Origin of the sequence: Gallibacterium genomosp. 2 (assembly GCF_000771895.1) — a bacterium.
Classification (GTDB): domain Bacteria; phylum Pseudomonadota; class Gammaproteobacteria; order Enterobacterales; family Pasteurellaceae; genus Gallibacterium.
The window spans coordinates 36,331-61,826 of record NZ_JPXY01000006.1 but is presented as its reverse complement, the minus strand read 5'-3'; the positions used below and the strand labels follow the sequence as shown (position 1 = coordinate 61,826).

Genomic DNA, 25,496 nt, shown 5'->3' with positions numbered 1-25,496 from the left:
TGTTATGGCAACAATGAAGGATATTGCACGGATAGCGAAAGTTTCAACTTCAACCGTATCACACGTAATCAACAATACACGTTATGTCAGTGATGAGATACGTGAAAAAATTATGAAGGTTGTCAATGAGTTAAATTATACCCCTTCCGCTGTTGCCCGCAGTTTAAAAGTAAAAGAGACAAAAACATTGGGAATGTTGGTTACTGCCACCAGCAATCCGTTTTTTGCCGAAGTAGTAAGCGGTGTGGAACAATATTGCAATCAGCACCACTATAACTTGATCATTTCCAGCATCGATGGCAACGAACAACGCTTGCAGCAGAATATTCAAACTTTAATTCAAAAACAGGTGGACGGATTGCTGTTAATGTATTCCGACACTCGCCACGCAATGGTGGAACAGTTAAATCTAAATTTGCCGATTGTGGTAATGGACTGGTGGCCGACCGAACTAAATGCCGATAAAATTTATGAAAATTCAGAATTTGGTGCTTATCTTGCCACAAAAACTTTAATTGAGCAGGGACATAAAAATATCGCCATTATCACGGGTAAATTGGATAAATCCTTAGCTCACAACCGTTTGCTCGGTTACCAAAAAGCGTTGCAGGATGCGCATTTGCCGATCAACCCTGATTGGATCATTGAAAGCCATTTTGATTTTGAAGGTGGCGTAGAGGGGATGAAAAAATTGTTACAAATTACGCCTCGCCCTACAGCCGTTTTCGCCTGTAGCGACACCATTGCGGTCGGCGTTTATCAAGTGGCTTGGCAACAAGGATTACGCATTCCGCAAGATATTTCTGTCATCGGTTATGACAATATTATGTTGGCGCAATATCTCACCCCACCGCTAACCACAATTCATCAACCTAAAGCAGAATTGGGCAAATTAGCAGTGGAAACCTTATTGGAAAGGATTAAATCGCCGGATCTGGAATATAAAACCACAATGTTACAGCCACAATTAATTTGGCGTGCTTCAGTCGCTAAAATTTAGATAAAATTCAAAATTTCCTATTTTTTTTGTGATCTCATTCAAAAAATTTCAAAATTATTCTTGCAAAACTTAAATTTAACAAGTAGCTTACAAAACTCATCCATTTCAATAACACAACATCAAGGTGGCTACTATGACAAATTTTAAAAAGCTTCTTCTCTATTCTTTGCTTGTTTCATCCGTTGCATTGGTCGGCTGTAATGACGAAAAAGAGAAATCAACAGCATCTGCAAATACCGCTGAACCGGCAAAAACGGCTGAAACAGCATCTGCCACAAATGCACCGAAACTTGCCTCTAAATTTGTAACCATCGCCACTGGCGGTGCCTCCGGACCATATAATATTATCGGCACTACTCTGGCAGAGGTTTATTCCAATGAATTAAAAGCGAATTCCAAAACGCAAACCACCGGTGCCTCCGTTGAAAATATCAATTTGCTCAACAGCAAAAAAGTGGAAATGGCATTTGTTATGCGTGATGCATTAAGCGATGCTGTAAACGGTTTAGGCAGCTTTGAAAACAAAAAAGTGACCACTGTCAATGAACTTGCTGCACTCTATCCGAATTTTGTGCAAATCATCACGTCCAAAAAAACCGGCATCAAAACTATCGCTGATTTGAAAGGACATCGTGTCGCTACCGGTGCGCAAAACTCCGGTGTAGAAGTCAATGCCCGTAAGTTATTGGCAGGATTTGGCATTACCTATAACGATATTACCGTTGATTATCTCGGTTATGCCGAAGCGGTTGATGCACTTAAAGCCGGCAGAATTGATGCGGCATTCTTAACCAGCGGTTTGCCGAACTCTTCATTAATGGAATTACAACAAGGCTTCGATTTGCAGCTTGTCAGCATTCCTAAAGAAGGTGCGGAAAAGATTATGCAACAATATCCATATTTTACTTCAATGGCGATTCCGGCAGGCACTTACAATAATGCAGAAGATGTTCCTACCATCGCAATCCGCAATGCACTCATTGTACGTTCCGATCTAAGTGATGATGATGTCTATTTGCTCACTAAAACTTTCTTTGAAAATATGGATAAATTGAAATCTTCACATCAAGCAGTGAAAGATATTAATTTGGAAGAAGCACAAAAAGGCTCTATCGCGCCACTTCATCCGGGTGCAAAACGTTACTATGATGAAGTGAGTAAAAAATAGGTATGCGGAACGTTACTAAGATAGGTATTGTTGCAGTTTTAGCAGTAATATCCATCTTGATTTTCCGTGTCGACACACTCTATTTGCAACTGCCGAATAGTGTGTGTCGCCTACCAAGCAAAGAATTCACACTACAATGGAGACATTCCGTAGAAAAACAGTTATGGCAAGAACATTATGCTCAACAAGGCAACTCACTGATTTTAGACAAAATCTTTCAACAAACGTTTGGTGCCGGTTCGCCGGCAAGTGGTGAATATATTCCTGCACTGAAAGGATTTGTCGGTTACCGTGCCCACATTGTTATGCCACAATTAAATTGGGTTGTTTCCTCAAATATGCAGGGCGTTTTATTTACTGATAATTCGATTATTCCTGTTTTTAAACTGGTTCCCGATTATACAGAGATAAAAATTATACCAACAAAACAGAACCTCATTTCTTTTGTATTAGGAGTGAAATGCAATGTCGAACCAACAAGTAAAACCAGCGAGTGATTATCAAGAAATCCTCGAAAAATATGACAAAGAATCGGTGGTAAAAACCGGACAATCTCAATGGCAGAAACATATTATTACTATTGTGGCTGTCGCTTATTCGTTATTTCATCTTTATATCACTTTTTACCCAATGCCTACGCTACTACAACGCGCATTACACGTCGGCATTGGGGCATTGCTCATTTTTCTTGTTTATCCCGCTGCGAAAAAATACAGTAAACGCGGCATTATGTGGTTTGACTGGATTTTGGGCATCTTGGCACTCATCACCGCCGGCTATCTGTGTTATGAATATGATGCGCTGATGACCACTCGAGGCGGTATTCCAAACGAAAACGACATTATTTTCGCCATTATCACTACCTTGATCGTGATTGAAGCGGCACGGCGTTTAACCGGCTATATTCTTATCATTTTTTCGCTGTTGTTCCTGCTCTATCCATTTATCAGTTCAATGGATTTTATGCCGGATCGGCTATTAACACGGTATTATGATATCGGTGATATTTTCGGACAGCTCTATCTGAAAACCGAAGGATTATACTCTTCCGCTATCGGTGCTTCGGTTAGTTTTATTTTCCTCTTTATTCTTTTCGGTGCATTCTTAGCAAAATCCGGAATGGGAAAACTCTTCAACGATTTAGCATTAGCACTGGCAGGGAGTCGTCAAGGCGGACCGGCAAAAGTGGCGGTTATCTCCAGCGGTTTTATGGGAAGTATTAATGGCGCAGCCGTCGCAAATGTGGTCAGTACCGGCGCTTTCACTATTCCGTTGATGAAAAAAATCGGTTATCACCCAAATTTTGCCGGCGCAGTCGAAGCCAGTGCCTCTGTCGGCGGACAAATTTTGCCACCAATTATGGGCGCAAGTGCTTTCATTATGGCAGAAACCACCGGCGTGAAATACAGCACCATCGCTTTAGCGGCGCTACTGCCGGCACTGCTCTACTATATCAGTGTCATCGCACAAGTACATTTTCGTGCCGGTAAGCGTAATCTCAAAGGCTTATCCAAAGATCAACTGCCGCAACTGAAATTAGTGATGAAAGAACGCGGACATATGTTCATTCCAATTATCGCTTTGGTTGCATTTTTAATTGAATCCGTACCGGTCGGTTATGCAGCAAGTTACACCATTTTAATTACTATTGTTGTCAGCTGGTTACGCAAAGAAACCAGAATGGGGTTAAAAGAGATTATCGAAGCGTTAGAAGACGGCGCTAAACAGTCATTGCCGGTAATGGCAGCCTGTGCCGTAGTCGGAATTATCATCGGCGTAGTCAACCTCACCAGTTTCGGTACCGTAATGACCTCCTATATCGTCACATTCGGTGCCGGTTCATTACTGCTCACACTGATTCTCACAATGTTGGCATCCATCGTGTTGGGAATGGGATTACCATCAATTCCAGCCTATATCATCACCGCTACTATGGCGGCACCGGCATTGGCAGATTTCAACATTCCATTATTAGTCAGCCATATGTTCGTCTTTTATTTCGGTATTTTCGCCAACATCACACCGCCGGTGGCATTAGCCTCTTTTGCCGGTGCAGGAATTGCCGGCGGCGATCCGATGCGCACCGGATGGCAATCATTAAAATTAGCGCTAGCCGGCTTTATCATCCCATTTATCTTCGTTTACAACCCGAATATGTTGATGATTGATATCAATAATGCCGTTATTACCGCTAACTCATTCCCACTTCCGGCAGTGACAGAAATCATTTCCGTCTGTGTCACTTCAATCTTAGGTGTAATCGGGCTTTCCGCCGCAATCGAAGGCTATTTCAAACATAGCATCAATAACATTTTCCGCATTATTCTGGCTGTAGGCTCAGTATTGCTTATTTCTCCGGAATTTATCTCCGATATTATCGGCATCACTATTCTGGCAATAATGTTAATCATCAACCTCAAACAGGCGAAAATGGTGGGGTAATTTACACAGACTCCTCCTATCCTAGGATAGGAGGAGTGCTGATAACACTGACGTCTATTATTTTTTGTTTTCTAAATAACGCAAAATCACCGCCAAAAACGGTTGGGCATAGCGTTCTAATTTTTTGAAACCTACACCATTGATTTGCAGCATTTCTGAAAGTGTTGTCGGCATTTCTCGCGCCATCTCTTCTAAAGTGGCATCGTTAAATACCGCATAAGGCGGAATGTTATCCCGATCGGAGAGTTGTTTTCTTAATTTGCGTAATTGGTTAAAGAGTTCCCGATCACCCTGTTGTGCTTGATAGTGATGAGCGTGGTTAATCATTGAAAGATTTTGCCGTGGGGTTGCTAATGATAACGTCATTTCTCCGCGCAAAATCGGTCTGGCTGCCTCAGTAAGCTGAAGCGCCGAATAATTGGCAATATTTTGGCTTAAAAAACCTAAATGAATTAATTGACGGATCACACTGTGCCAATACTCTTGTGATTTATCCTTGCCGATACCAAAAACAGATAATTTATCGTGTTGTAATTCTTGAATTTTCTGATTTTGCACGCCTCGCAATACGGCAATCACATAATAACTACCGAATTTTTGTCCGGTACGATAAACCGTAGAAAGGATTTTTTGCGCATCAATCAAACCATCATATTTTTTCGGTGGGTTAAGGCAAATATCGCAGTTATTGCAAGGTTGATGGCGATGTTCGGCAAAATAATTCAGTAACACCAAACGGCGACAAGTTTGCGCTTCGGCAAATTCCCCCATTGCTTGCAATTTATGCTGTTCAATCATTTTTTGTGATGAATCGGGTTTTTCCTGCAATAATTTATTCAACCACAAATAATCTTGATGATCATAAAACAGCACCGCTTCCGCCGGCAGATCATCACGCCCTGCCCGACCGGTTTCCTGATAATAGGCCTCAATACTTCTCGGCAGATCATAATGCAACACAAAACGGATATTCGGTTTATTAATCCCCATTCCGAATGCAATGGTGGCAACAATAATTTGGATATTGTCACGTTGGAAATCGTGTTGAACCTGCTCCCTGATTTCATTGCTAAAACCGGCGTGATACGCCTTTGCGGAAATCCCTTTACGCTGCAACATTTCCGCCAATCTTTCCACTTTGTTACGGCTGTTGGCGTAAATAATGCCACTCTTACCTTTTTGCGATTTAACAAATTTAAGCAACTGTTCTTGCGGTTTAAATTTTTCCACTACGGTATAACGGATATTGGGTCTATCAAAACTTCCAATATAAACAAAGGGTTGCTGTAAATTAAGTAATTCCAGAATGTCTTCTCGAGTAACGCGATCTGCCGTTGCGGTTAGTGCCATAATCGGAATGTGAGGAAAAACACGCGTTAAACTGCGTAGCTGTGAATATTCCGGACGAAAATCGTGCCCCCATTGCGAGATACAATGAGCTTCATCAATCGCAATAAAACTCACCTGACACTGCTGAATAAAATAGAAAAACGCTGTGGTCATCACTTTTTCCGGCGAAATATAGAGCAATTTCAATTTTCCGGATAACGCCTGTTGTTCAATTTCTCGTTGCTGTTCCAAAGTTTGACTTGAATTCAGATAAGCGGCTGCCACGCCGTTTGCGGTCAGTTGATCGACTTGATCTTGCATTAAAGCGATCAAAGGGGAAACCACAAGCGTCAATCCGGGAAAACAAAGTGCCGGTATTTGATAACAAAGCGATTTGCCGCCACCGGTCGCCATCAGAATAAAGCTGCTTTGACCTTGTAATGTCGCGGCAATAATCTGTTGCTGCCCTTGACGGAATTGCTGATAACCAAAAACGTCCTGAAGAATGGATTTTGCACGGATAAGATCAGGCGATAACACCTCAGCCTGATCTTCTGAATTAGAACACATTGTTTAAACTGATACCTAAACCGATGCGATCAGTGGAACGGTTATAGTCCAATAATGATTCGCCATAACCGTGATAATATTGCGCATAAACACGAACATATTTGGCAATTGGATAACTCCACGAAAGCTCCATTCCGCCTTTATTGGTTCGTGGATTATAACGTGCAGTCGTTTTCAGAATATGTTCATCAAGTCGATAACCCACGCTGACATCACCATAACCATAATAATCAACAATATCCGGATTATCATCATCCTCCGCTTTTTCCGGAATACGCCAATAAGGTTTTAATTCGACCAACCAGTTATCCTTACTGAACCCGGCTCGTAAATAAAGCCGATTCCAGCTGCGTGATTTTAACTGTTGATCACTACGCCCGTTTGATGTGTGAACCACGCCGGTTTCAACATCCACTAATTTCCAACCAAACGGCAAATCATAGTCGGTAGCCCACGCTACAAACAGCTGTGGTTGATAATTACTTTCACGGAATGGCGAAGATTCGCCTCGATTACTGAACTGAAACCACGAACGCTGGGTATATGCACCGGCAAGTACGGAATTTTCACCCAAAATCCCTTTCCATAACGGCAAAGCAACACTGATCTGGAATTTGATCTCATCGTGGCGCATATTTTCCGGGTAGTTGTAATTTTTATTGGAGAATGTTTCCATTAAATAATTCTGTTCGTATGGTCGCAATCCCACAAAATTATCCGGCGCTTGTGTCAATAACAGTGCGGTTCTACTTTGGTAAGGTAATAAACTCGCCGTTGCCGATGATAATGCCAATAATGTAGAAAATGCGACCAAGCAATGTCTGAAACGCATCTCTGCTCCTATTTTTTATTGATTGGAAAATTCAACCTGTTCGCCGTATGCCGCGCAGGCCTCGCTTAAATAATGCCAAAAATTCTTGCCTTCCGCATTTAACCATTGTCCATTCTGATAGCGGAAATGGTAGCCGCCCAATTTACTTGCCAGCCATAATTCCTGTAGCGGCTCCTGTTTATTCACCACAATTTGGCTGCCATCATCGAAAGTAATGGTAAAAACTGAACCTTGCGTATCACAATCCACATCGCAATCCTGCTGTTCCAGTTCTTCCTCTATCTGCTGCCAAGTTTGCTCAACAATTTGATGATATTCTGCATTATTCATAATCAATTTCTCCCAAAATAAGCGGTCATTATAGAGATTTTCAGCGGTTAGAGATAGCATAACGCACAAATTAATGATAAAAAGAGCATCTATTGATTAAGGATCACATTATGTTTCAATTCACGGCATAACAGATAAAACGTGATGCAATGAACTGCTCTGATTTGGCAAGAATAACACTTCGCCCAAAGCAAAAACACGCTATCGCCGTGAACGGTAAGACTTCAACTATTTAGGAATTTTCGATGAAAAAATTATTACTTACTCTTATTCTAGGCAGCTTATTCTTAACCGCTTGTGGTGTGAAAGGGCCATTATATATGCCACCTGCCGATAATTCGGAACAACAGCAACAAGCACAATAATTTTGAGGTTAAAACAGATTTATGGATTATTTCAATTATAAAAATGATCAACTAATGGCAGAAGAGATCTCTGTCAAACAGCTTGCACAACAATTCGGTACGCCTTTGTATGTTTATTCGCGCGCCACATTGGAGCGCCACTGGCACGCTTTTGATTCTGCGTTACAAGGGCATCCGCACCTTATCTGTTTTGCCGTAAAGTCTAACCCGAATATCGCTTTATTAAATTTACTCGCCAAATTAGGTTCCGGCTTTGATATTGTTTCACAAGGCGAACTTGAGCGTGTGTTAGCCGCCGGCGGTGACGCTAATAAGGTGGTGTTTTCCGGTGTAGCCAAATCCCATAGTGAAATTGAGCGCGCATTAGAAGTTGGCATTCGTTGCTTCAATGTAGAATCAGAAGCTGAACTGCTTCGCATTAATCAAGTTGCCGAAAAATTAGGTAAAAAAGCGCCAATTTCCTTGCGTGTCAATCCGGATGTAGATGCTAAAACGCACCCTTATATCTCCACCGGATTAAAGAAAAATAAATTCGGTGTCAGTGTGGAACGTGCCAGAGAGGTGTATCGCTTGGCAAAAACATTACCACATATTCAAATTGTCGGTATGGATTGCCACATTGGTTCACAACTTACTGAATTGCAACCGTTTTTAGATTCAGCGGATCGTTTATTAGTTCTGTTGGAACAGTTACGCCAAGACGGCATTGAATTACAACATCTCGATCTCGGTGGCGGTTTAGGTGTGCGTTACAGCGATGAAACACCGCCACATCCGACTGAATATGCCAGTGCGTTATTAGCGAAATTTAAACAATATCCGGAGTTGGAAATCATCCTTGAACCGGGGCGAGCCATCAGTGCCAATGCCGGTATTTTGGTGACCAAAGTAGAATATTTAAAATCAAACGAAGATTTTAATTTTGCCATCGTTGATGCCGGAATGAATGATATGATCCGTCCGGCGTTGTATCAGGCTTATATGGAGATTATTGAGGCGGATCGCACCTTAGATCGTGAAAGCAAAGTTTATGATGTTGTCGGTCCAATCTGCGAGACATCAGATTTTCTCGGCAAAGGCAGATCATTGGCGATCGCCGCCGGTGATTTTATTGTACAACGTTCAGCCGGTGCCTATGGTGCAAGTATGGCTTCAAACTATAACTCTCACCCGCGTGCAGCGGAAGTTTTGGTGGATGGTGACAAAGCTCATCTCATCAAACGCCGCGAACGTTTTGAAGAGTTATGGGCGTGTGAACAACTTATTACCGAATAAAATCTCTTTTGACAGGGCGATATGGCTAAAATGTCGCCCTGTATTTCACCTCATTGCAAATTTTTCAAAAAATTTACCTTTCTAATTCTTCGCTAATTTTTCATTTTTATACTTGCAACCACTGAAAACACAGAATGTCTGCTTACCCATTTGTGTTTGAAGTAACCATCATAAAAGGAGCACAAATAAAATGTCTAAAATAACAAAAAAAATCGCAATGTTATCAAGCGCCGCCTTGTTGGCAATTGGTACAGCACAGGTGAGTTTGGCGGATGATGATGACTTTCCACGTTTGGAAAGCGCATTAAATGCCAGCAAAATTACTCTTGTACAAGCGATTGATATCGCAACACAAAAACAGGCGGGAACAGTGGTTGAAGCTGATTTCCATCCGCATAGAAAGGGAAATCCTTTTTATGAAGTGGAAATTTTAACCAGTGACAAACAATTAAAAGAACTTCGTATTGATGCGGTTACTTCTGAAGTCATCAGAAACGAAGTGAAAGACACCGGCTGTCGTGATGGTGATAGACACCATAGACGTAGTCACTAGCGATTACTTATTCCAACGATCTTAAATCAACTAAACTAAATTACCCCCAACTTTGCAGTAGTCAGAAACGGCTACTGCTTTTTTTTACTTAAATTCCTATTTCCTTACTAATTCGTTTCCGTTATTATCGACATTCTTTTAACAAAAATAATATTTCAATAACGTAAAACCATTTTAATAAGGAAGGAATTTTTATGTCTTTACGCAACGCTATCGCAACAAGCCCAATGAGCGCATTTCAATGGAGCATTGTTGTTATTGCCGCCATTATGAACCTGCTTGACGGTTTTGATGTGCTCGCGCTCGCCTTCACTGCTACTGCCATTCGTCAAGAATTTGCTTTGAGCGGTGTTGAGCTGGGTACGCTATTAAGTGCCGGATTATTAGGAATGACCGCCGGTTCACTTTTTCTTGCGCCGATAGCAGACAAAATCGGGCGCAGACCATTATTAATTATTGCGGTCTTATTATCCGCCATCGGGATGTTCGGCTCCGCCTTCACGCCAAACCAACAATGGTTAGCGTTCTGGCGTGTGGTTACCGGCTTGGGCGTAGGCGGCATTTTAGTCGGCACCAACGTATTGACCAGTGAATACTCCTCGCAACGTTGGCGTAGTTTAGCTATCAGCATTTATGCCGCCGGATTTGGTGTCGGTGCCGTGTTAGGGGGAATGTTTTCTGTAATGCTGCAAGCGGAATATGGTTGGCGTTCCGTCTTTTTAGCCGGTGCGGTTCTGACTGCAATCTGTTTAGTCATCGTTATTTTTTGGTTACCTGAATCAATCGATTTTCTATTAGTGAAACAACCTAAAAATGCGCTACGAAAACTCAATCGCATTACCGTAAAAATGGGGTTGGGTGATCAATGGCAACTACCTGAAAAAACAGCAGAAAATCGCACTTCCACTTTGCCGTTTTCGCGTCTGTTACAGCAAGATTATCGCCGCTCTACACTCCTTTTATGGACGGCATTCTTTACCATTATGTTCAGCTTCTATTTTATCAGTTCGTGGACACCTGCTTTGTTAAAAGAAGCCGGAATGACTATGGAACAAAGCGTGAGTATCGGGATGATGATCTCTCTCGGCGGTACGGTCGGCGCACTGTTTTTTGGTTTATTGGCAAGTTATTGGTCGCCTAAAAAAGTATCGGTTATTTTTACTATACTTTCAGCACTGGTGGTTGTCTGTTTTATTTTATCCAGCTCGATCCTTTGGCTGGCAATGATTCTCGGTATTTTAGTCGGTGCCTTGATCAACGGTTGCATCAGTGGGCTTTACACTTTAAACCCTAGTGTTTATGCCGCGGAAATTCGTAGCACCGGCGTAGGTACAGCGATCGGTGTCGGACGTATCGGAGCTATTTTAGCGCCAACCATCGCCGGCATTCTGTTAGATCAGGGTTGGGATAAGCAGAGCCTTTATATCGGCGTTGCCGTTGTATTATTACTCTCCACGTTGGCGTTAAGCTATCTAAAAACTTACCAAAAAGATTAATGTTTATGATGGCGTGTTGGCACGCCATCCATAGAAAGCGCAAATATTAGGTTTGATAACTAGCCATTATCAAAATCTTGGTTATACTGATTCCCTTTCTATTTCTGTTGTCACGATATAAGACTGTATGCAACAAACTAAGCAAAAAATGATGTTACAAGGCTTCAAAGATGCCTTCCCCGTGATGCTCGGTTTTATCCCTTTCGGTTTTGTTTTAGGCGCTCAGGCCGCTGCACAACATATGAAAGTGTGGCAAGTGCCGTTGATGACCGGTGTAAATTTTGCCGGCGGTTCGGAATTTGCCGCAGTAGGATTATGGGCTTCACCGCCGCCATTATTACTGATTGCAATGGCGACCTTATTAATCAACTGTCGTCATATTTTAATGAGTGCCGCACTCACGCCTTATTTGAAAGGCATCTCCTTGCCGAAATCACTGCTGGTGCTGTTCTTTATGTGCGATGAATGTTGGGCTTTGGCATTGAATCACATCAAACAAAACGCGTTGCGTCAGCTCAATCTACGTTATTACTTCTGTATGGCGCTGTCACTTTACAGCACTTGGATTATCTCAACGGCAGTTGGTGCTTGGTTGGGGCCGGTATTAGGCGATATTAAGCAATACGGTTTTGATATGGCTTTCGTTGCCGTATTTTTGGTGTTGCTCAAAGGAATGTGGGCGGGTTTTCGTCCAGCGATTGCTTGGTTAGTCAGCCTGTTAGTGGCAGCACTTAGCTATAAATTTATCGATGGTGCTTGGTATGTTTTATTAGGCACCATCAGCGGTTTAATGGTTGCTTGGTGGTTGGAGAAACACAAATGAGTTGGGAAGTATTAACCATTCTATCTATGGCGGCAGTAACCTATTCAACCCGGCTGATCGGTTTCTTTTTGCTACAAAAGAAACAATTAAGTCCGACGGCAAAAAATTTATTGGCACAAGTGCCGGCGTGTGTGCTGATCTCCGTTATCGCTCCGGAATTTACCAGCAGTAATCCGGCGGATTGGATCGGGTTGATCATCACTTTTTTGGCAGCAATCCGTTTTTCATTTTTACCAACCGTGATTATCGGCATTATTGCCACCGGAATCGCCAGACATTTTCTCGGTTAATGCGGTTCAGCTATTCCGCCAACCGGTGGCAAATGCTAGAATACCGCCAATTTTTTTGTTTTTAATGGAATTTTATTATGCGTACTAGTCAATATTTACTTTCAACCTTAAAAGAAACTCCGACTGATGCCGAAGTGGTCAGTCACCAATTAATGCTGCGCGCCGGTATGATCCGCAAACTTGCAGCCGGTTTATACACTTGGTTGCCGACCGGCGTTCGCGTATTGAAAAAAGTGGAAAATATTGTGCGTGAAGAGATGAATAAAAGCGGTGCGATCGAAGTGGTAATGCCGGTGGTTCAACCTGCCGATCTTTGGCAAGAGTCCCAACGCTGGGAGCAATACGGCCCTGAACTGCTCCGTTTTACCGATCGTGGCGACCGCCCATTCGTACTTGGCCCGACCCACGAAGAAGTCATCACCGATTTAGCTCGTCGTGAATTATCTTCTTACAAACAGTTGCCGATCAATCTTTATCAAATTCAAACTAAATTCCGTGATGAAGTGCGCCCACGTTTCGGGGTAATGCGTTCTCGCGAATTTATTATGAAAGATGGTTACTCTTTCCACTTGGATCGAGAAAGTCTACAACAGACTTATGATGTAATGCATCAAACTTATTGTAATATTTTCAATCGTTTAGGTTTGGATTTCCGTCCGGTTCAAGCGGATAACGGTTCTATCGGCGGTAACGGTTCGCACGAATTCCAAGTGTTGGCAGATAGCGGTGAAGATGACATCGTCTTCTCTACCGAATCTGATTACGCGGCAAATATTGAAATGGCGGAAGCGGTTGCATTGGGCGAACGCCAAGCAGCAACAGAAGAACTTCGTATTGTTGATACTCCGAATGCTAAAACCATCGCCACATTGGTGGAACAATTTAACTTACCGATTGAAAAAACCGTAAAAACCTTGATTGTAAAAGGGGCGGAAGAGGGTAAATTGGTTGCTTTATTAGTGCGTGGCGATCACGAATTAAATGAAGTTAAAGCAGAAAAATTACCGCAAGTGGCATCCCCATTAACTTTTGCCACTGAAGAAGAGATTCGTGCGGCTGTCGGTGCCGGTCCGGGTTCATTAGGTCCGGTTAACCTACCGTTGGAAATCGTGATTGACCGTACCGTTGCCAATATGAGCGACTTCGGTGCCGGTGCCAATATTGATGGCAAACACTATTTCGGTATTAACTGGGAACGTGATTTACCGACACCACAAATTGCGGATATCCGTAATGTTGTGGAGGGTGACCCGAGTCCTTGCGGTAAAGGCACATTGTTAATTAAACGTGGTATTGAAGTCGGTCATATTTTCCAACTTGGTAAAAAATATTCTGAAGCAATGAAAGCGACCGTACAGGGCGAAGACGGCAAACCGCAAACAATGATGATGGGCTGTTACGGTATCGGTATTACTCGTGTGGTTGCGGCGGCAATTGAGCAAAGCCACGATGAACGAGGAATTATTTGGAGCGATACGCTTGCCCCATTCCAAGTGGCAATTGTGCCAATGAATATGCACAAATCAACCGCCGTACAACAATATGCAGAAGAGCTTTATCAAACTCTGTTAAAACAAGGCATTGAAGTATTATTTGATGATCGCAAAGAGCGTCCCGGCGTAATGTTCGCCGATATGGAATTAATCGGCATTCCGCATATGATCGTGATCGGTGAGAAGAACCTTGAAAAAGGCGAAATTGAATATAAATCTCGTCGTAGTGGTGAAAAACAGATGGTTGATAAACAACAACTTGTTAAATTTATTACAGAAAAATTGCAATAATGTTATATCGTTTATATGATGGGCTTGGTTATACCAAGCCCTTTGTATTTAAGCGAAATACCATAAAAATGTTCCAAATTATAAAACAACACATAAAAACATTATGCTATGAATTTATAGTTACGTCTTTTCCGAATTAAATACATTTTTACAGCTGCAAACAGACAGGACTTTCAACCACTAAGGAAATTCTGATAAAAGACATTTCATAATTACAGGAGTAAACAATGTCAAAAATACAACGTTATCGTCAAGCCACAAAAGAAGCCAAAATAACACTGCTGTTAGCTGTTCTTTATGTTATCGGTTGGTGTATCTGTGCTTATTTGCCTGAAAACAGTGCCGGCCCCTTAGGTTTTCCATTATGGTTTGAATTGGCTTGCATCTATTTGCCGATTCTCTTTATTGTGGTCTGCCACTGGGTGATCAAAATTTTCTTTCAAGAAATGCCATTGGATGATGATAAGGAGTCAAAATGAATCTTGGTGTTATTTTCCCACTTGTCATTTATTTAGCCTTTATTTTTGGTGCAGCATTGTATGCTTATAGCAAACGGCATCAAGGTGATTTTTTAACGGAATACTATGTCGGAAATCGTTCTATGACAGGTTTCGTATTGGCAATGACCACTGCTGCAACTTATGCCAGTGCCAGTTCTTTTGTCGGCGGTCCGGGTGCAGCTTATAAATTCGGCTTGGGCTGGGTATTGCTGGCAATGATTCAAGTGCCGGTTGTGTGGTTGGCATTAGGCACGCTCGGCAAAAAATTTGCAATGTTATCTCGCGAAACCAATGCACTCACCATTAATGACGTGCTCTTTTATCGCTACAAAAATAAATATTTAGTCTGGATCGCCTGTTTCGCATTGTTGATTGCTTTTTTTGCGGCAATGACGGTGCAATTTATCGGCGGCGCACGTTTATTGGAAACCACTATCGGCTTAACTTACACACAAGCATTATTAATTTTCGCCATTACCGTCGGGTTATATACCTTTATCGGCGGTTTTCGTGCCGTAGTGTTAACCGACACTATTCAAGGCACGGTAATGATTCTCGGCACTGTCATTCTGTTATTCGGTGTCATCTATGCCTCCGGCGGTGTTGAGAATGCCATCAACACACTCAACGCCATCGATCCGGCACTCGTTTCGCCTTACGGCCCGAACGAAATGTTAAGTTTCTCTTTTATGGCATCATTCTGGGTGTTGGTCTGCTTCGGCGTTATCGGATTGCCTCATACTGCCGTGCGTTGTATGTCATATAAAGACAGCAAAGCATTACATCGAGGAATGATTATCGGCACCATTGTATTATCCATTGTGATGTTCGGAATGCACCTCGCCGGCGCATTAGGACGCGCGGTTATTCCTGATTTAACCATTCCCGATCAAGTCATTCCGGCTTTAATGGTCAAAGTGTTGCCACCGATTATCGCCGGCATTTTCCTCGCTGCACCAATGTCCGCAATTATGTCGACCATCGATGCGCAACTTATTCAATCCTCCTCTATTTTTGTGAAGGACCTTTACCTTTCCGCCAAACCGGAAGCTGCCAAAAATCAGAAAAAAATCAGCCGGTTCTCCACTTTATTAACGCTGACCTTAAGTGCATTATTGGTACTCGCCGCATTAAACCCGCCGGATATGATTATTTGGCTTAACTTATTTGCTTTCGGCGGTTTGGAAGCTGCCTTTTTATGGGTTATCATTCTCGGGCTTTATTGGGATAAAGCCAATGCTTACGGCGCAATCGCCTCAATGCTCACCGGAATCGGTGTTTATATTGGCTTTACTACCGCTGCGATCAAACCGTTCGGATTACACGCCATCGTGCCTTCACTTGCATTGGGTTTAATCGCTTTTTTAATTGCAAACAAATTTGGTGAAAAACAGATAAAGGATAATTATGGCTTGGCTACAAATTAGATTAAACAGCACAAATGAACTGGCAGAACAACTTAGCGATTGTTTAGAAGAGTTAGGGGCAGTTTCCGTCACTTTTATGGACAGCAAGGATACACCGATTTTTGAACCTTTGCCCGGCGAAACTCGCCTTTGGGGAAATACCGATGTAATGGCATTGTTCGATGCGGAAACCGATATGCAAGCGATTGTTGCAGCCTTGCGTGAACAGGGGCAAATTCACGAGCAAAGTGCCTACAAAATTGAGCAAATCGAAGACAAAGATTGGGAACGTGAGTGGATGGATAATTTCCATCCGCTTAAATTTGGCAAAAGATTATGGATCTGTCCAAGCTGGCGCGAAATTCCTGATCCGACCGCAGTAAATGTGATGTTAGATCCGGGTCTTGCTTTCGGTACCGGCACCCACCCGACAACTGCGCTCTGTTTAGAATGGCTTGATTCCCTTGATTTACAAGATAAAACCGTGATTGACTTCGGTTGTGGTTCCGGCATTCTCGCGATTGCCGCCCTAAAATTAGGTGCAAAAAATGCGATCGGGATTGATATTGATCCACAAGCGATCCAAGCCAGTCGTGAAAATGCCAAACGTAACGGTGTCGAAGATCGTTTACAGCTCTACCTTTCTGCCGATACACCGAACGATCTTAAAGCGGATGTCGTGGTTGCCAATATTTTAGCCGGACCATTAAAAGAGCTTGCACCGATCATCTCATCTTTAGTGATCCCTCAAGGGAAACTTGGGCTTTCCGGCGTGTTATTCACACAAAGTGAGGCAGTCGCCGCCGCTTATGCCGATCAATTTGAACTCGATCCGGTGGCGGAACGTGAAGAGTGGTGCCGCATCACCGGCAGTAAAAAATAGCCTATTTTTATAACTTTTTGTTATATAAAAATCCAATCAGCTATTTTAACTCTGGCGATACTCACGTTAGACTGCTCAAAAATTTTTGGAACATTTGAAGGAAAATTGTGATGAAAACGATTAAACAATATTTAAAAACCACATTTCTAGTCACCTTAGGTTTTGCTTTAGCGCAATCCGCATTTGCATTAAGCAACGAAGAAGCGGCTGCCGATTTAGCCAAACGAGTCAATGATAAAGGCACCATCGTGGTCGGCACCGAAGGCACTTATCCTCCATTTACTTACCACGATGAATCAGGAAAATTAACCGGTTATGATGTTGAATTAACTCGCTTAGTGGCAAACGAACTTGGAGTTAAAGTCGAGTTTAAAGAAACCCAATGGGATGCAATGCTTTCCGGCTTAAACAACCACCGTTTTGATTTGGTTGCCAATCAGGTTGCATTAACCACACCTGAACGCCGTGCGAAATATGACAAATCACTTGAGTACAGTTACTCAGGTGCGGTTGCTGTGGCTCGCAAAGGTGATCAACGCATTAAAGATTGGGCAAATCTTAAAGGCTTAAAATCAGCACAATCTTTTACCAGCAACTATGGTGAATTAGCCACCAAAAACGGTGCGGAAATTGTCGGAGTTGACGGTTTGGCTCAAGCATTACAATTAGTGTTACAGAATCGTGCCGATGTGACTTTAAATGACCGTTTAGCGGTGTTGGATTTCTTACACAAACATCCGAATGCTAATCTTGAAATTATTCTCCGCGATAAAAACCAACTCGGTTCAGGTTTTATCTTTAACAAGGGCAATACTGCCGTGATTGAGAAAGTAAATGCCGCCATTGAAAAATTGAAAAAAGAGGGCAAATTGAAACAGCTTTCAGAACAATTTTTCGGTGAGGATGTTTCCACTATTCAGTAAAAATCACTTCTCAAAACACGCCTAACAATAAACTGCTCCTATAGATTAAACCCCTATAGGAGCAGTTGTTTTATAGAAAGATTTTTATTGGTCAAAATATTATTAATAAACAATATGAACTAACATCGCCACCACACTATTAATAAGGTACAATTTCAACGACATTACTGAACATCAAGGAAAATTATGCAGAAATTCTTACAACACCTTATTCAGCATCTCATTATTTTAATTAAAGTTTTTTCATATAAATTCAACCAGAACAAATTATCGCAGGCGGCAGGTTATTTAACTTACAGCACAATGTTGGCAATTGTGCCGTTATTAATGGTGATTTTTGCCTTTTTTGCTGCATTTCCGGTATTCAACGATGTGGTGCAAGATTTCCAGCAATTTATCTTTTCCAATTTCGCCCCTTCAGTCAGCCACACGGTCGAACAATACATCACCGTTTTTATTGCTAACACCAAAAAAATGAGCGGTATCAGTATCATCGGCTTAATCGTGGTGGCGTTGATGCTGATTAAATCGATTGATACCACGCTTAATGATATTTGGTCAAACAGCAAAAAACGCTCAACACTTTACTCCTTTTCTATCTACTGGATGATTTTGACGTTAGGGCCGATTTTTATCGCCACCAGTATCGGCGTAAGCTCTTATCTCTTTTCCAGCTCAATTTTCACCTATAAAACCGGACTACCGTTCGGGCTGAAATTACTTAGCTTCGTGCCGTTTCTTCTCTCTTGGTTGGCTTTCACCTGTATTTATGCCATCGTGCCAAACACGAAAGTGAATGTAAAACACGCCGCCTGCGGCGCCTTAATCGCGGCAATTTTCTTCACTCTCGGTAAAGCCTGTTTTACTTGGTATATGAAATCATTTCCTTCTTATCAGCTGATTTATGGCGCATTAGCCACGTTGCCGATTATGATTTTATGGATACACCTCAGTTGGACATTTATTCTGCTAGGAGCTCAATTAACAGCGGTATTGGATGATTTGGATAAAATGGCACAATATTATCCTGATCAAGATTTAACTTATATTTATCAGAACCGTGCCGTAAAACTCCGTCCTTCAGGGCGGAGATATAAGGCATAAACGGCGTAAGCCGTTTCAAACCTAACTAATCAGGTGTTTGTTGTTGCTCAATGTATTGGCGAATAATGGAAATTGGAGCGCCACCACAACTCCCTGCAAAATAAGACGGAGACCACAGCTGATTACCCCAAAGTTTTTTGCGAATATTTGGATAGTTTTTCTTCCTAATCATTTTCTTTTTGCATAGACCAAGTGTAAAATGTTGAAAACTTACATTCTAAACCTTGTCCAATGCAACTACGCAAAGCCTTCAAATTCGAGATAATGCCAAACGGCAGCCAAATCCGCAGAATTAAACAGTTCTGTGGTTGTTCTCGTTTTGTATTTAATCGGGCGTTAGCTTGGCAAAATGAACAATACGAGCAAGATAACAGCTTTAAGTTCAGCTACACCAAAATCGCCAACCTACTTCCACAATGGAAAAAAGAACTTCCGTGGCTGAAAGAATGTCATTCGCAAGTGTTGCAACAGTCGTTAAAAGACTTAGAAAGTGCGTTTAAAAATTTCTTTCAACAGCGAGCAGATTTCCCAAAATTTAAGAAAAAAGGTTTAAAAGAGGGTTTCCGTTTTCCGCAAGGTTGTAAGCTGGAACAACAAAATAGTCGTATTTGTCTACCAAAAATCGGTTGGGTTCGCTATCGCAACAGCCGTGAGGTTGTCGGCGAAATCAAAAATGTGACGGTAAGCCAAAAGTGCGGACGATTTTTTGTCAGTATTCAAACGGAATTTGAATATGAAATTCCAACGCATAAAGGCGGAGAAATCGGCATAGATATGGGCGTTGCACGTTTTGCCACGCTTTCAAACGGTGAATTTTTTGAGCCATTAAACGCCTTTAAAACTTACAAAGGAAAATTGGCTAAACTGCAAAAGAGGCTTAAAAATAAAGTAAAATTTAGCCAAAATTGGCAGAAATTAAAGGCGAAAATCGCCAAATTGCATCATAAAATCGCCAATTGTCGTAAAGACTTTTTGCATAAAATCTCAACACAAATCAGCAAAAACCACGCTATGATCTATATTGAAGATTTGCAGGTATCAAATATGTCAAAGTCAGCGAAAGGCACGGTGGAAGCTCACGGTAAAAACGTGAAACAGAAATCAGGTTTAAACCGTTCGATACTCGACCAATCGTGGTTTGAGTTTCGCCGTCAGTTGGACTACAAAACGCAATGGCGAGGCGGATTTTTAGTGGCTGTTCCGCCGCAAAATAGCAGTCGAACTTGCCCTTGTTGTAGTCATATCGCCAAAGAAAACCGACAAACGCAGGCGCATTTTGAATGCGTAGAATGTGGCTACACCGAAAATGCGGATGTCGTTGGTGCGTTAAATGTATTGGCGCAAGGGCGAGTAATCGCCCTTGCGTAAAAATATCAGGCTGGGACACAGCCGTCGAGCTTGCGAAGTGAACTTCATTGAGAGGTCAGCAGCAAGAACCCACCGAGAGTAGCCGATTGTTTGAAATGGGCACTGGTAGGAATCCCCGACCTTTAGGGTGGGGAGGATGTCAACAACAAATTACATTAGACAATTCACAGGAAAACAGCAATGATTGCACTGATTCAACGCGTTAAAAATGCAAATGTTAAAGTTAATCAAACTATTGTTGGCGAAATCGAGCAAGGTATTTTAGTGCTGCTTGGTGTAGAACAGGGTGATGATCAAAACAAAGCTGATCGCCTTGCTGAAAAAGTATTGAATTATCGCATTTTCAGCGACGAAAACGGCAAAATGAATTTAAATGTACAACAAATTCAGGGCGAATTATTAGTCGTTTCACAATTTACCTTAGCTGCCGACACTAAAAAAGGGTTACGACCAAGTTTCAGCCGATCTGGCGATCCTGAGTCAGCACAAGCACTTTATCACTATTTTGTAGAAAAATGTCGTGAAAATATACCAGTACAAACCGGACAATTTGCCGCTGATATGCAAGTATCGTTAATCAATGATGGACCGGTCACATTTTGGTTACAGGTTTAAAATTGATGTTAATGATAACGGATAGACTATTAATCAAATAATTAAAAAACCCTCGCATAAACGAGGGTTTTGAAAAAGCATTTTAAAATTAGTTTAAACGCTCTTTAATACGTGCAGATTTACCGCTACGTTCACGTAAGTAGTAAAGTTTAGCTTTACGAACCGCACCTTTACGTTTTACAGTGATGCTATCAACGATTGGAGAGTGAGTTTGGAAAACACGTTCAACCCCAACACCGTTTGACACTTTACGTAGAGTAAATGCTGAATGCAAGCCACGGTTACGAATTGCAATAACCACACCTTCGAACGCTTGCAAACGTCTTTTACTACCTTCAACAACCCATACTTTCACTTCCAATGTATCACCAGGACGGAAGCTTGGCACGTTTTGCTTTAATTGTTCTTGTTCAAGTTGTTTAATAATGTTACTCATAATAAATACCTTATTCCTAGATGTAACTGAATCTATTTCTTTTGCTGTTGATGCTCTTGTTGAGCCTGCTTCAACAACAACCTTTGTTCGTCAGTCAGAGCTAGGCCTTCTAATAGCTCAGGCCGGCGTAGCCACGTTCGTTGCAATGACTGTTTTAATCGCCATTTACGAATTTCTTCGTGGTTACCGGATATCAAAACCGGTGGCACAACCAATCCATCAAGCACTTCAGGACGCGTGTAATGTGGGCAATCCAACAAACCGTCAACAAAAGAGTCCTCTTCTGCCGAAGCCTGTTTCCCCAACACGCCCGGAACAAATCGCGCAACGGCATCAATCAATGTCATTGCCGGCAACTCTCCACCGGTCAAAACATAATCACCGATTGACCACTCTTCATCAATCTCCGTTTCAATAACGCGCTCATCAATGCCTTCGTAACGCCCACAAACCAAAATCATTTTCTGATTTTTAGCCAGCTGCTCCACGCCAGCCTGATTAAGCTTTCGCCCTTGCGGTGAAAGATAAATCACCTTTGCTCCATCGCCTGCTTCTGCCTTTGCCGCTTGGATAGCATCTCTTAACGGCTGCACCATCATTAACATTCCCGGCCCACCACCATAAGGGCGATCATCAACCGTCTTATGTTTATCGTGCGTAAAATCTCGAGGATTCCAACAATGCAATTGCAAAAGCTCGTGCTTTATAGCTCTACTTGTTACCCCAAATTCTGTAATAGCTTTAAACATTTCAGGGAATAATGTAATTACACCAATCCACATATGGATACCTCAATGTTCATTAAGCCAACAGAATTACCTGAGGTTAGAAACCAGCGTCCCAGTCCACCTCAATCACTTTGGTGCTGAGATCCACTCTTTTAACTACTGTATCAATATACGGAATTAACCGTTCTTGTTTTGCGAAAGCATCTTTGCTATTCGCCTGAACTACCAAAACATCGTTTGAACCTGTTTCTATTAATTCGCTGACAACACCCATATCGTATCCCTGCAAATTAATCACACGACAACCGATTAAATCGTGCCAGTAAAACTCCCCTTCATCTAATTCTGGAAGTTGGTTCAAATCCACGCCAATTTCAATATTGGCTAATGCCTGTGCCTGTTCACGATCATCAACCCCTTTAATCTTCACAATCAAATCTTGACTATGATGACGCCAACCTTCAATTTCTACCGGTTGCCACTGTTTTTTAATGTTTAAAAACCACGGTTGATAATCAAAAATACTTTCTGCATATTCGGTAGATGAATAAACACGCAACCAACCACGAATACCATAAGTTGAACCAAGTTTACCTACGACACCGATTTTTTGCTGTTCCATTTCAACCACCTATGCTTTTAATTAAGCTGCTTGTTGTGCTTCTTTTACTAAAGATTTAACACGATCTGACAAAGATGCACCTTTGCTTACCCAATCATTTACGCGATCTAAATCAATACGTAAACGTTCTGCTTTACCAGAAGCGATTGGATTAAAGAAGCCGATACGTTCGATGAAACGGCCATCACGAGGGTAACGGCTGTCTGCAACGACAATTTGATAGAATGGGCGTTTTTTAGCTCCGCCACGAGATAAACGAATGGTTACCATAACCTTCCTCTAAAATATTGATAGTAAAAAAAGAAAACCCCGTTCGAAGTAGGGGCGTTAATTGCTTATTGCTAACAATGCTGTTAAAACCATGCACCCGATACAAAAAGCCGTAGAATTTTACCTTTTCCCACAGAAAAATCAATAATTGACCGGTTTTATTTTAGAGATTTCCCTAAGATATGATAGATAACTTAGCGATAATCAAAAATGGATAACATCAAATAACAGTCGGCGGTGCCGCTGTTGGTGGTGTTATCGGTCATCAAGTCGGAAAATGATCTTAATTCAATTCCCTCCTAAGCGAGGGAATTTTCAAATCTGTATTCGCCTCGTTAAATGCTCGGCAAAATTTTATTGTTCGCTATCTACCTACTATCCGCTAATAACGAATGCTTATAGCATGCCAATATCCGCAAAAAATTGTCGATAAATTTCTGCTTTCTTTGCTAATGCTAATGGGTAAGCACGTGATGACGAAGGAAGACGATAAAGCTGATATTGTCGCTGTGCAATTGTGATTGAAGTATTCTCACCATTTTTTAACATTACTCTTTCTTCATCAAGCAAAGAAAGCAATGTTTCAGTCGCTTTTTCACCAGCAGTCATAATCACTTTACATTGAGGAATTTGTGCTAACACTTCAGTGAGGTTGATCGGCTCAATAATCTGCAAAAATTTATCAGAGGCATTCCCCTGCTGACGAAAAATTTTATAACCGCTATCAAAAACGGCAATGCCTTTTGCACGCAAAAACTGTTCAATTTTTTCTTGATTAAAAGCAGTTTTATCGCTGTTTAGGAAATACTCTTTATTATTAAAAAAGACCGTACCATAAATACGCCACATATCATTTTGAAAATTAGGATAATAAAAATTCATTTTCCAACGTGCTTTCGGTGGTGGAAAACTGCCCAACATCAACATTGTGGCATTTGGTGGCAAGAAAGGTTGTAATGGATGTATTTCAATATTTTTCTCTATCATAAATAAGAGCTTAAGACACTATATAAAAGAAAAACTCGCACTAATAAAATTAGCGCGAGTAGTTAAGAAATTGACAATTAAGCAACTAACTGTTTCAAAATACGGCGGATAGGCTCTGCCGCCCCCCATAATAATTGGTCGCCAACAGTAAATGCGGCTAAGTATTCCGACCCCATATTAAGTTTACGTAAACGCCCAACTGGCACGCTCAATGTTCCAGTTACTTTTGCCGGCGTTAATTCACGCAATGTGGTTTCTTTGTCATTCGGAATCACTTTCACCCATTCATTATGAGAAGCTAAAATCTGCTCGATTTCCGCTAACGGTAAATCTTTTTTCATTTTGATAGTGAATGCTTGACTGTGGCAACGTAATGCCCCAATCCGCACACAAAGCCCATCAATTGGCACCGGATTGTCAGATAAACCTAAAATTTTGTTGGTTTCGGCATAACCTTTCCACTCTTCTTTAGTTTGACCACTTTCTAACAATTTATCGATCCATGGAATTAAACTACCACCAAGCGCTGCACCAAAATTTTCTGTTGGGAAATCTTCAGCTCGCATTTTGGCGGTAACTGCACGTTCAATATCTAAAATAGAAGAAGATGGATTTGCCAATTCAGGCGCAACCACATCGTGAAGTTCGCCCATTTGCAATAATAATTCACGCATATTTTTTGCACCAGCACCGGACGCAGCTTGATAAGTTGCCACCGAAACCCATTCAACCAAATCACGTTCAAATAGACCGCCTAATGCCATTAACATCAAACTAACGGTACAGTTTCCGCCAACATAAGTTTTAATGCCGTTTTTCAAGCCTTGATCGATCACGTGTTGATTAACAGGGTCAAGCACAATAATCGCCTCTTTCTCCATACGCAATGCAGAAGCGGCATCAACCCAATATCCATCCCAACCAGTAGCACGCAATTTTTTATAAACTTCATTGGTGTAATCACCACCTTGGCAAGTTACAATAATCTCTTGTTGCTTTAATGCCTCAAGATCATAAGCATCTAATAAAACGCCAGCAGCTTTTCCGGCATAATCAGGTGCAGGTTGCCCTGCTTGAGATGTGGTAAAAAAAGTAGGTGTGATATTAATAAAATCCTGCTCTTGTTGCATACGCTCCATTAATACAGAACCGACCATACCACGCCAACCAATAAAACCGACTTTTTTCATATTGTACCTCATTAGTTAATTTCAAATGTTCCAACTATAGCGCAACACTTAGCCCTACAATCTGTTGATTTTGTTGATAAATGCTGTGTTTTTAAATAAGCATTAATTAATTACCGCATAATATGAATTAAATCAATAGAAAATACAAAAAATATAAAGGCAAAATAAATATTTTTCAACAACTTATCTTTTGTCAATAAAAAATAC

Annotated in this window: 27 protein-coding genes and 1 pseudogene; 18 read left to right on the top strand and 10 right to left on the bottom strand. The window is 41.6% G+C overall.

Annotation, left to right across the window (positions count from 1 at the left end):
- Window positions 1-4: 4 nt before the first annotated feature.
- From P375_RS00970 to P375_RS00955, 4 genes are all read left to right on the top strand, one after another.
- Complete coding sequence (locus P375_RS00970) at window positions 5-1,000, top strand: substrate-binding domain-containing protein (protein ID WP_013746312.1); 996 nt, start codon at window positions 5-7, stop codon at window positions 998-1,000.
- Between the two features lie 133 nt (window positions 1,001-1,133).
- On the top strand, window positions 1,134-2,168 hold the full coding sequence (locus tag P375_RS00965) for a TAXI family TRAP transporter solute-binding subunit (protein WP_039133292.1): 1,035 nt from the start codon (window positions 1,134-1,136) through the stop codon (window positions 2,166-2,168).
- Window positions 2,169-2,170: 2 nt separating this feature from the next.
- Window positions 2,171-2,665 (top strand): DUF1850 domain-containing protein, encoded by a 495-nt coding sequence (locus P375_RS00960; protein ID WP_039133289.1) that lies wholly within the window; start codon window positions 2,171-2,173, stop codon window positions 2,663-2,665.
- Window positions 2,634-4,610 (top strand): TRAP transporter permease, encoded by a 1,977-nt coding sequence (locus P375_RS00955; protein WP_021460912.1) that lies wholly within the window; start codon window positions 2,634-2,636, stop codon window positions 4,608-4,610. Before P375_RS00960 ends, P375_RS00955 begins: the two co-directional genes overlap by 32 nt.
- 57 nt (window positions 4,611-4,667) lie before the next feature.
- On the opposite strand, the gene recQ is transcribed toward P375_RS00955, so the two are convergent.
- From recQ to cyaY, 3 genes are read right to left on the bottom strand one after another with little or no spacing between them, the layout of a single operon-like run.
- Window positions 4,668-6,509 (bottom strand): DNA helicase RecQ, encoded by a 1,842-nt coding sequence (recQ, locus tag P375_RS00950; RefSeq protein ID WP_013746316.1) that lies wholly within the window; start codon window positions 6,507-6,509, stop codon window positions 4,668-4,670.
- Window positions 6,499-7,341, bottom strand: a complete 843-nt coding sequence (locus P375_RS00945) for a phospholipase A (RefSeq protein WP_039133286.1) — start codon at window positions 7,339-7,341, stop codon at window positions 6,499-6,501. The genes recQ and P375_RS00945 overlap by 11 nt, the downstream gene beginning before the upstream one ends.
- A gap of 15 nt (window positions 7,342-7,356) precedes the next feature.
- The gene (gene cyaY, locus P375_RS00940) at window positions 7,357-7,671 is read right to left on the bottom strand and encodes an iron donor protein CyaY (RefSeq protein ID WP_018345937.1); all 315 of its coding nucleotides are present in this window, start codon (window positions 7,669-7,671) and stop codon (window positions 7,357-7,359) included.
- A 245-nt stretch (window positions 7,672-7,916) separates the two neighbouring features.
- Between cyaY and lptM the strand changes: the two genes are divergently transcribed.
- The 12 genes from lptM to P375_RS00880 all read left to right on the top strand — a co-directional run bounded on the left by lptM (window position 7,917) and on the right by P375_RS00880 (window position 19,073).
- Entirely contained in the window at window positions 7,917-8,036 is a 120-nt protein-coding gene (gene lptM, locus P375_RS12085) for an LPS translocon maturation chaperone LptM (protein WP_039080680.1), read from the top strand.
- Window positions 8,037-8,057: 21 nt separating this feature from the next.
- A complete protein-coding gene (gene lysA, locus P375_RS00930; RefSeq protein ID WP_039080679.1) occupies window positions 8,058-9,311 on the top strand; it encodes a diaminopimelate decarboxylase in 1,254 nt (417 codons plus the stop codon).
- Window positions 9,312-9,501: 190 nt separating this feature from the next.
- Entirely contained in the window at window positions 9,502-9,864 is a 363-nt protein-coding gene (locus P375_RS00925) for a PepSY domain-containing protein (RefSeq protein ID WP_021460908.1), read from the top strand.
- Between the two features lie 194 nt (window positions 9,865-10,058).
- Window positions 10,059-11,360 (top strand): MFS transporter, encoded by a 1,302-nt coding sequence (locus P375_RS00920; RefSeq protein ID WP_021460907.1) that lies wholly within the window; start codon window positions 10,059-10,061, stop codon window positions 11,358-11,360.
- 148 nt (window positions 11,361-11,508) lie between these two features.
- Window positions 11,509-12,183 carry an AzlC family ABC transporter permease gene (locus tag P375_RS00915; protein WP_245176405.1) on the top strand — a complete coding sequence of 225 codons (675 nt, stop codon included), beginning with the start codon at window positions 11,509-11,511 and terminating at the stop codon, window positions 12,181-12,183.
- The gene (locus P375_RS00910) at window positions 12,180-12,473 is read left to right on the top strand and encodes an AzlD family protein (RefSeq protein WP_039133282.1); all 294 of its coding nucleotides are present in this window, start codon (window positions 12,180-12,182) and stop codon (window positions 12,471-12,473) included. The genes P375_RS00915 and P375_RS00910 overlap by 4 nt, the downstream gene beginning before the upstream one ends.
- A 77-nt stretch (window positions 12,474-12,550) precedes the next feature.
- Window positions 12,551-14,257: a proline--tRNA ligase gene (gene proS, locus P375_RS00905; protein ID WP_039133279.1), complete on the top strand. Its 1,707-nt coding sequence runs from the start codon at window positions 12,551-12,553 to the stop codon at window positions 14,255-14,257.
- Between the two features lie 227 nt (window positions 14,258-14,484).
- Complete coding sequence (locus P375_RS00900; RefSeq protein ID WP_013746326.1) at window positions 14,485-14,736, top strand: YhdT family protein; 252 nt, start codon at window positions 14,485-14,487, stop codon at window positions 14,734-14,736.
- Complete coding sequence (gene panF, locus P375_RS00895) at window positions 14,733-16,184, top strand: sodium/pantothenate symporter (protein ID WP_018345944.1); 1,452 nt, start codon at window positions 14,733-14,735, stop codon at window positions 16,182-16,184. The genes P375_RS00900 and panF overlap by 4 nt, the downstream gene beginning before the upstream one ends.
- Window positions 16,165-17,046, top strand: coding sequence for a 50S ribosomal protein L11 methyltransferase (gene prmA, locus P375_RS00890; protein WP_039080674.1), 882 nt, complete (start codon window positions 16,165-16,167; stop codon window positions 17,044-17,046). The genes panF and prmA overlap by 20 nt, the downstream gene beginning before the upstream one ends.
- Window positions 17,047-17,156: 110 nt before the next feature.
- Window positions 17,157-17,969, top strand: coding sequence for a transporter substrate-binding domain-containing protein (locus tag P375_RS00885; RefSeq protein WP_039080673.1), 813 nt, complete (start codon window positions 17,157-17,159; stop codon window positions 17,967-17,969).
- 186 nt (window positions 17,970-18,155) lie between these two features.
- The gene (locus tag P375_RS00880) at window positions 18,156-19,073 is read left to right on the top strand and encodes a virulence factor BrkB family protein (protein ID WP_039133275.1); all 918 of its coding nucleotides are present in this window, start codon (window positions 18,156-18,158) and stop codon (window positions 19,071-19,073) included.
- 25 nt (window positions 19,074-19,098) lie between these two features.
- Here the strand turns inward: P375_RS00880 and P375_RS12685 are convergent.
- Window positions 19,099-19,236: pseudogene (locus P375_RS12685) on the bottom strand (transposase); the annotation flags it as partial.
- A gap of 68 nt (window positions 19,237-19,304) precedes the next feature.
- Here P375_RS12685 and P375_RS00870 point away from each other — a divergent pair.
- Window positions 19,305-20,441, top strand: coding sequence for an RNA-guided endonuclease InsQ/TnpB family protein (locus tag P375_RS00870; protein ID WP_039133272.1), 1,137 nt, complete (start codon window positions 19,305-19,307; stop codon window positions 20,439-20,441).
- A 180-nt stretch (window positions 20,442-20,621) separates the two neighbouring features.
- Window positions 20,622-21,056: a D-aminoacyl-tRNA deacylase gene (gene dtd / locus P375_RS00865; RefSeq protein ID WP_039091097.1), complete on the top strand. Its 435-nt coding sequence runs from the start codon at window positions 20,622-20,624 to the stop codon at window positions 21,054-21,056.
- An 88-nt stretch (window positions 21,057-21,144) separates the two neighbouring features.
- Here dtd and rplS read toward each other — a convergent pair whose 3' ends face one another.
- The 6 genes from rplS to asd form a co-directional block, all read right to left on the bottom strand.
- Complete coding sequence (rplS, locus tag P375_RS00860; protein WP_013746341.1) at window positions 21,145-21,492, bottom strand: 50S ribosomal protein L19; 348 nt, start codon at window positions 21,490-21,492, stop codon at window positions 21,145-21,147.
- Between the two features lie 32 nt (window positions 21,493-21,524).
- On the bottom strand, window positions 21,525-22,274 hold the full coding sequence (gene trmD, locus P375_RS00855; protein ID WP_039133269.1) for a tRNA (guanosine(37)-N1)-methyltransferase TrmD: 750 nt from the start codon (window positions 22,272-22,274) through the stop codon (window positions 21,525-21,527).
- Between the two features lie 43 nt (window positions 22,275-22,317).
- Entirely contained in the window at window positions 22,318-22,842 is a 525-nt protein-coding gene (gene rimM, locus P375_RS00850; protein WP_039133266.1) for a ribosome maturation factor RimM, read from the bottom strand.
- A 21-nt stretch (window positions 22,843-22,863) separates the two neighbouring features.
- On the bottom strand, window positions 22,864-23,112 hold the full coding sequence (gene rpsP, locus P375_RS00845) for a 30S ribosomal protein S16 (RefSeq protein WP_039087912.1): 249 nt from the start codon (window positions 23,110-23,112) through the stop codon (window positions 22,864-22,866).
- Window positions 23,113-23,508: 396 nt separating this feature from the next.
- Window positions 23,509-24,099 carry a DNA glycosylase gene (locus tag P375_RS00840; RefSeq protein WP_039133253.1) on the bottom strand — a complete coding sequence of 197 codons (591 nt, stop codon included), beginning with the start codon at window positions 24,097-24,099 and terminating at the stop codon, window positions 23,509-23,511.
- 77 nt (window positions 24,100-24,176) lie between these two features.
- The gene (gene asd, locus P375_RS00835) at window positions 24,177-25,289 is read right to left on the bottom strand and encodes an aspartate-semialdehyde dehydrogenase (protein WP_039088828.1); all 1,113 of its coding nucleotides are present in this window, start codon (window positions 25,287-25,289) and stop codon (window positions 24,177-24,179) included.
- Between the last annotated feature and the right edge of the window lie 207 nt (window positions 25,290-25,496).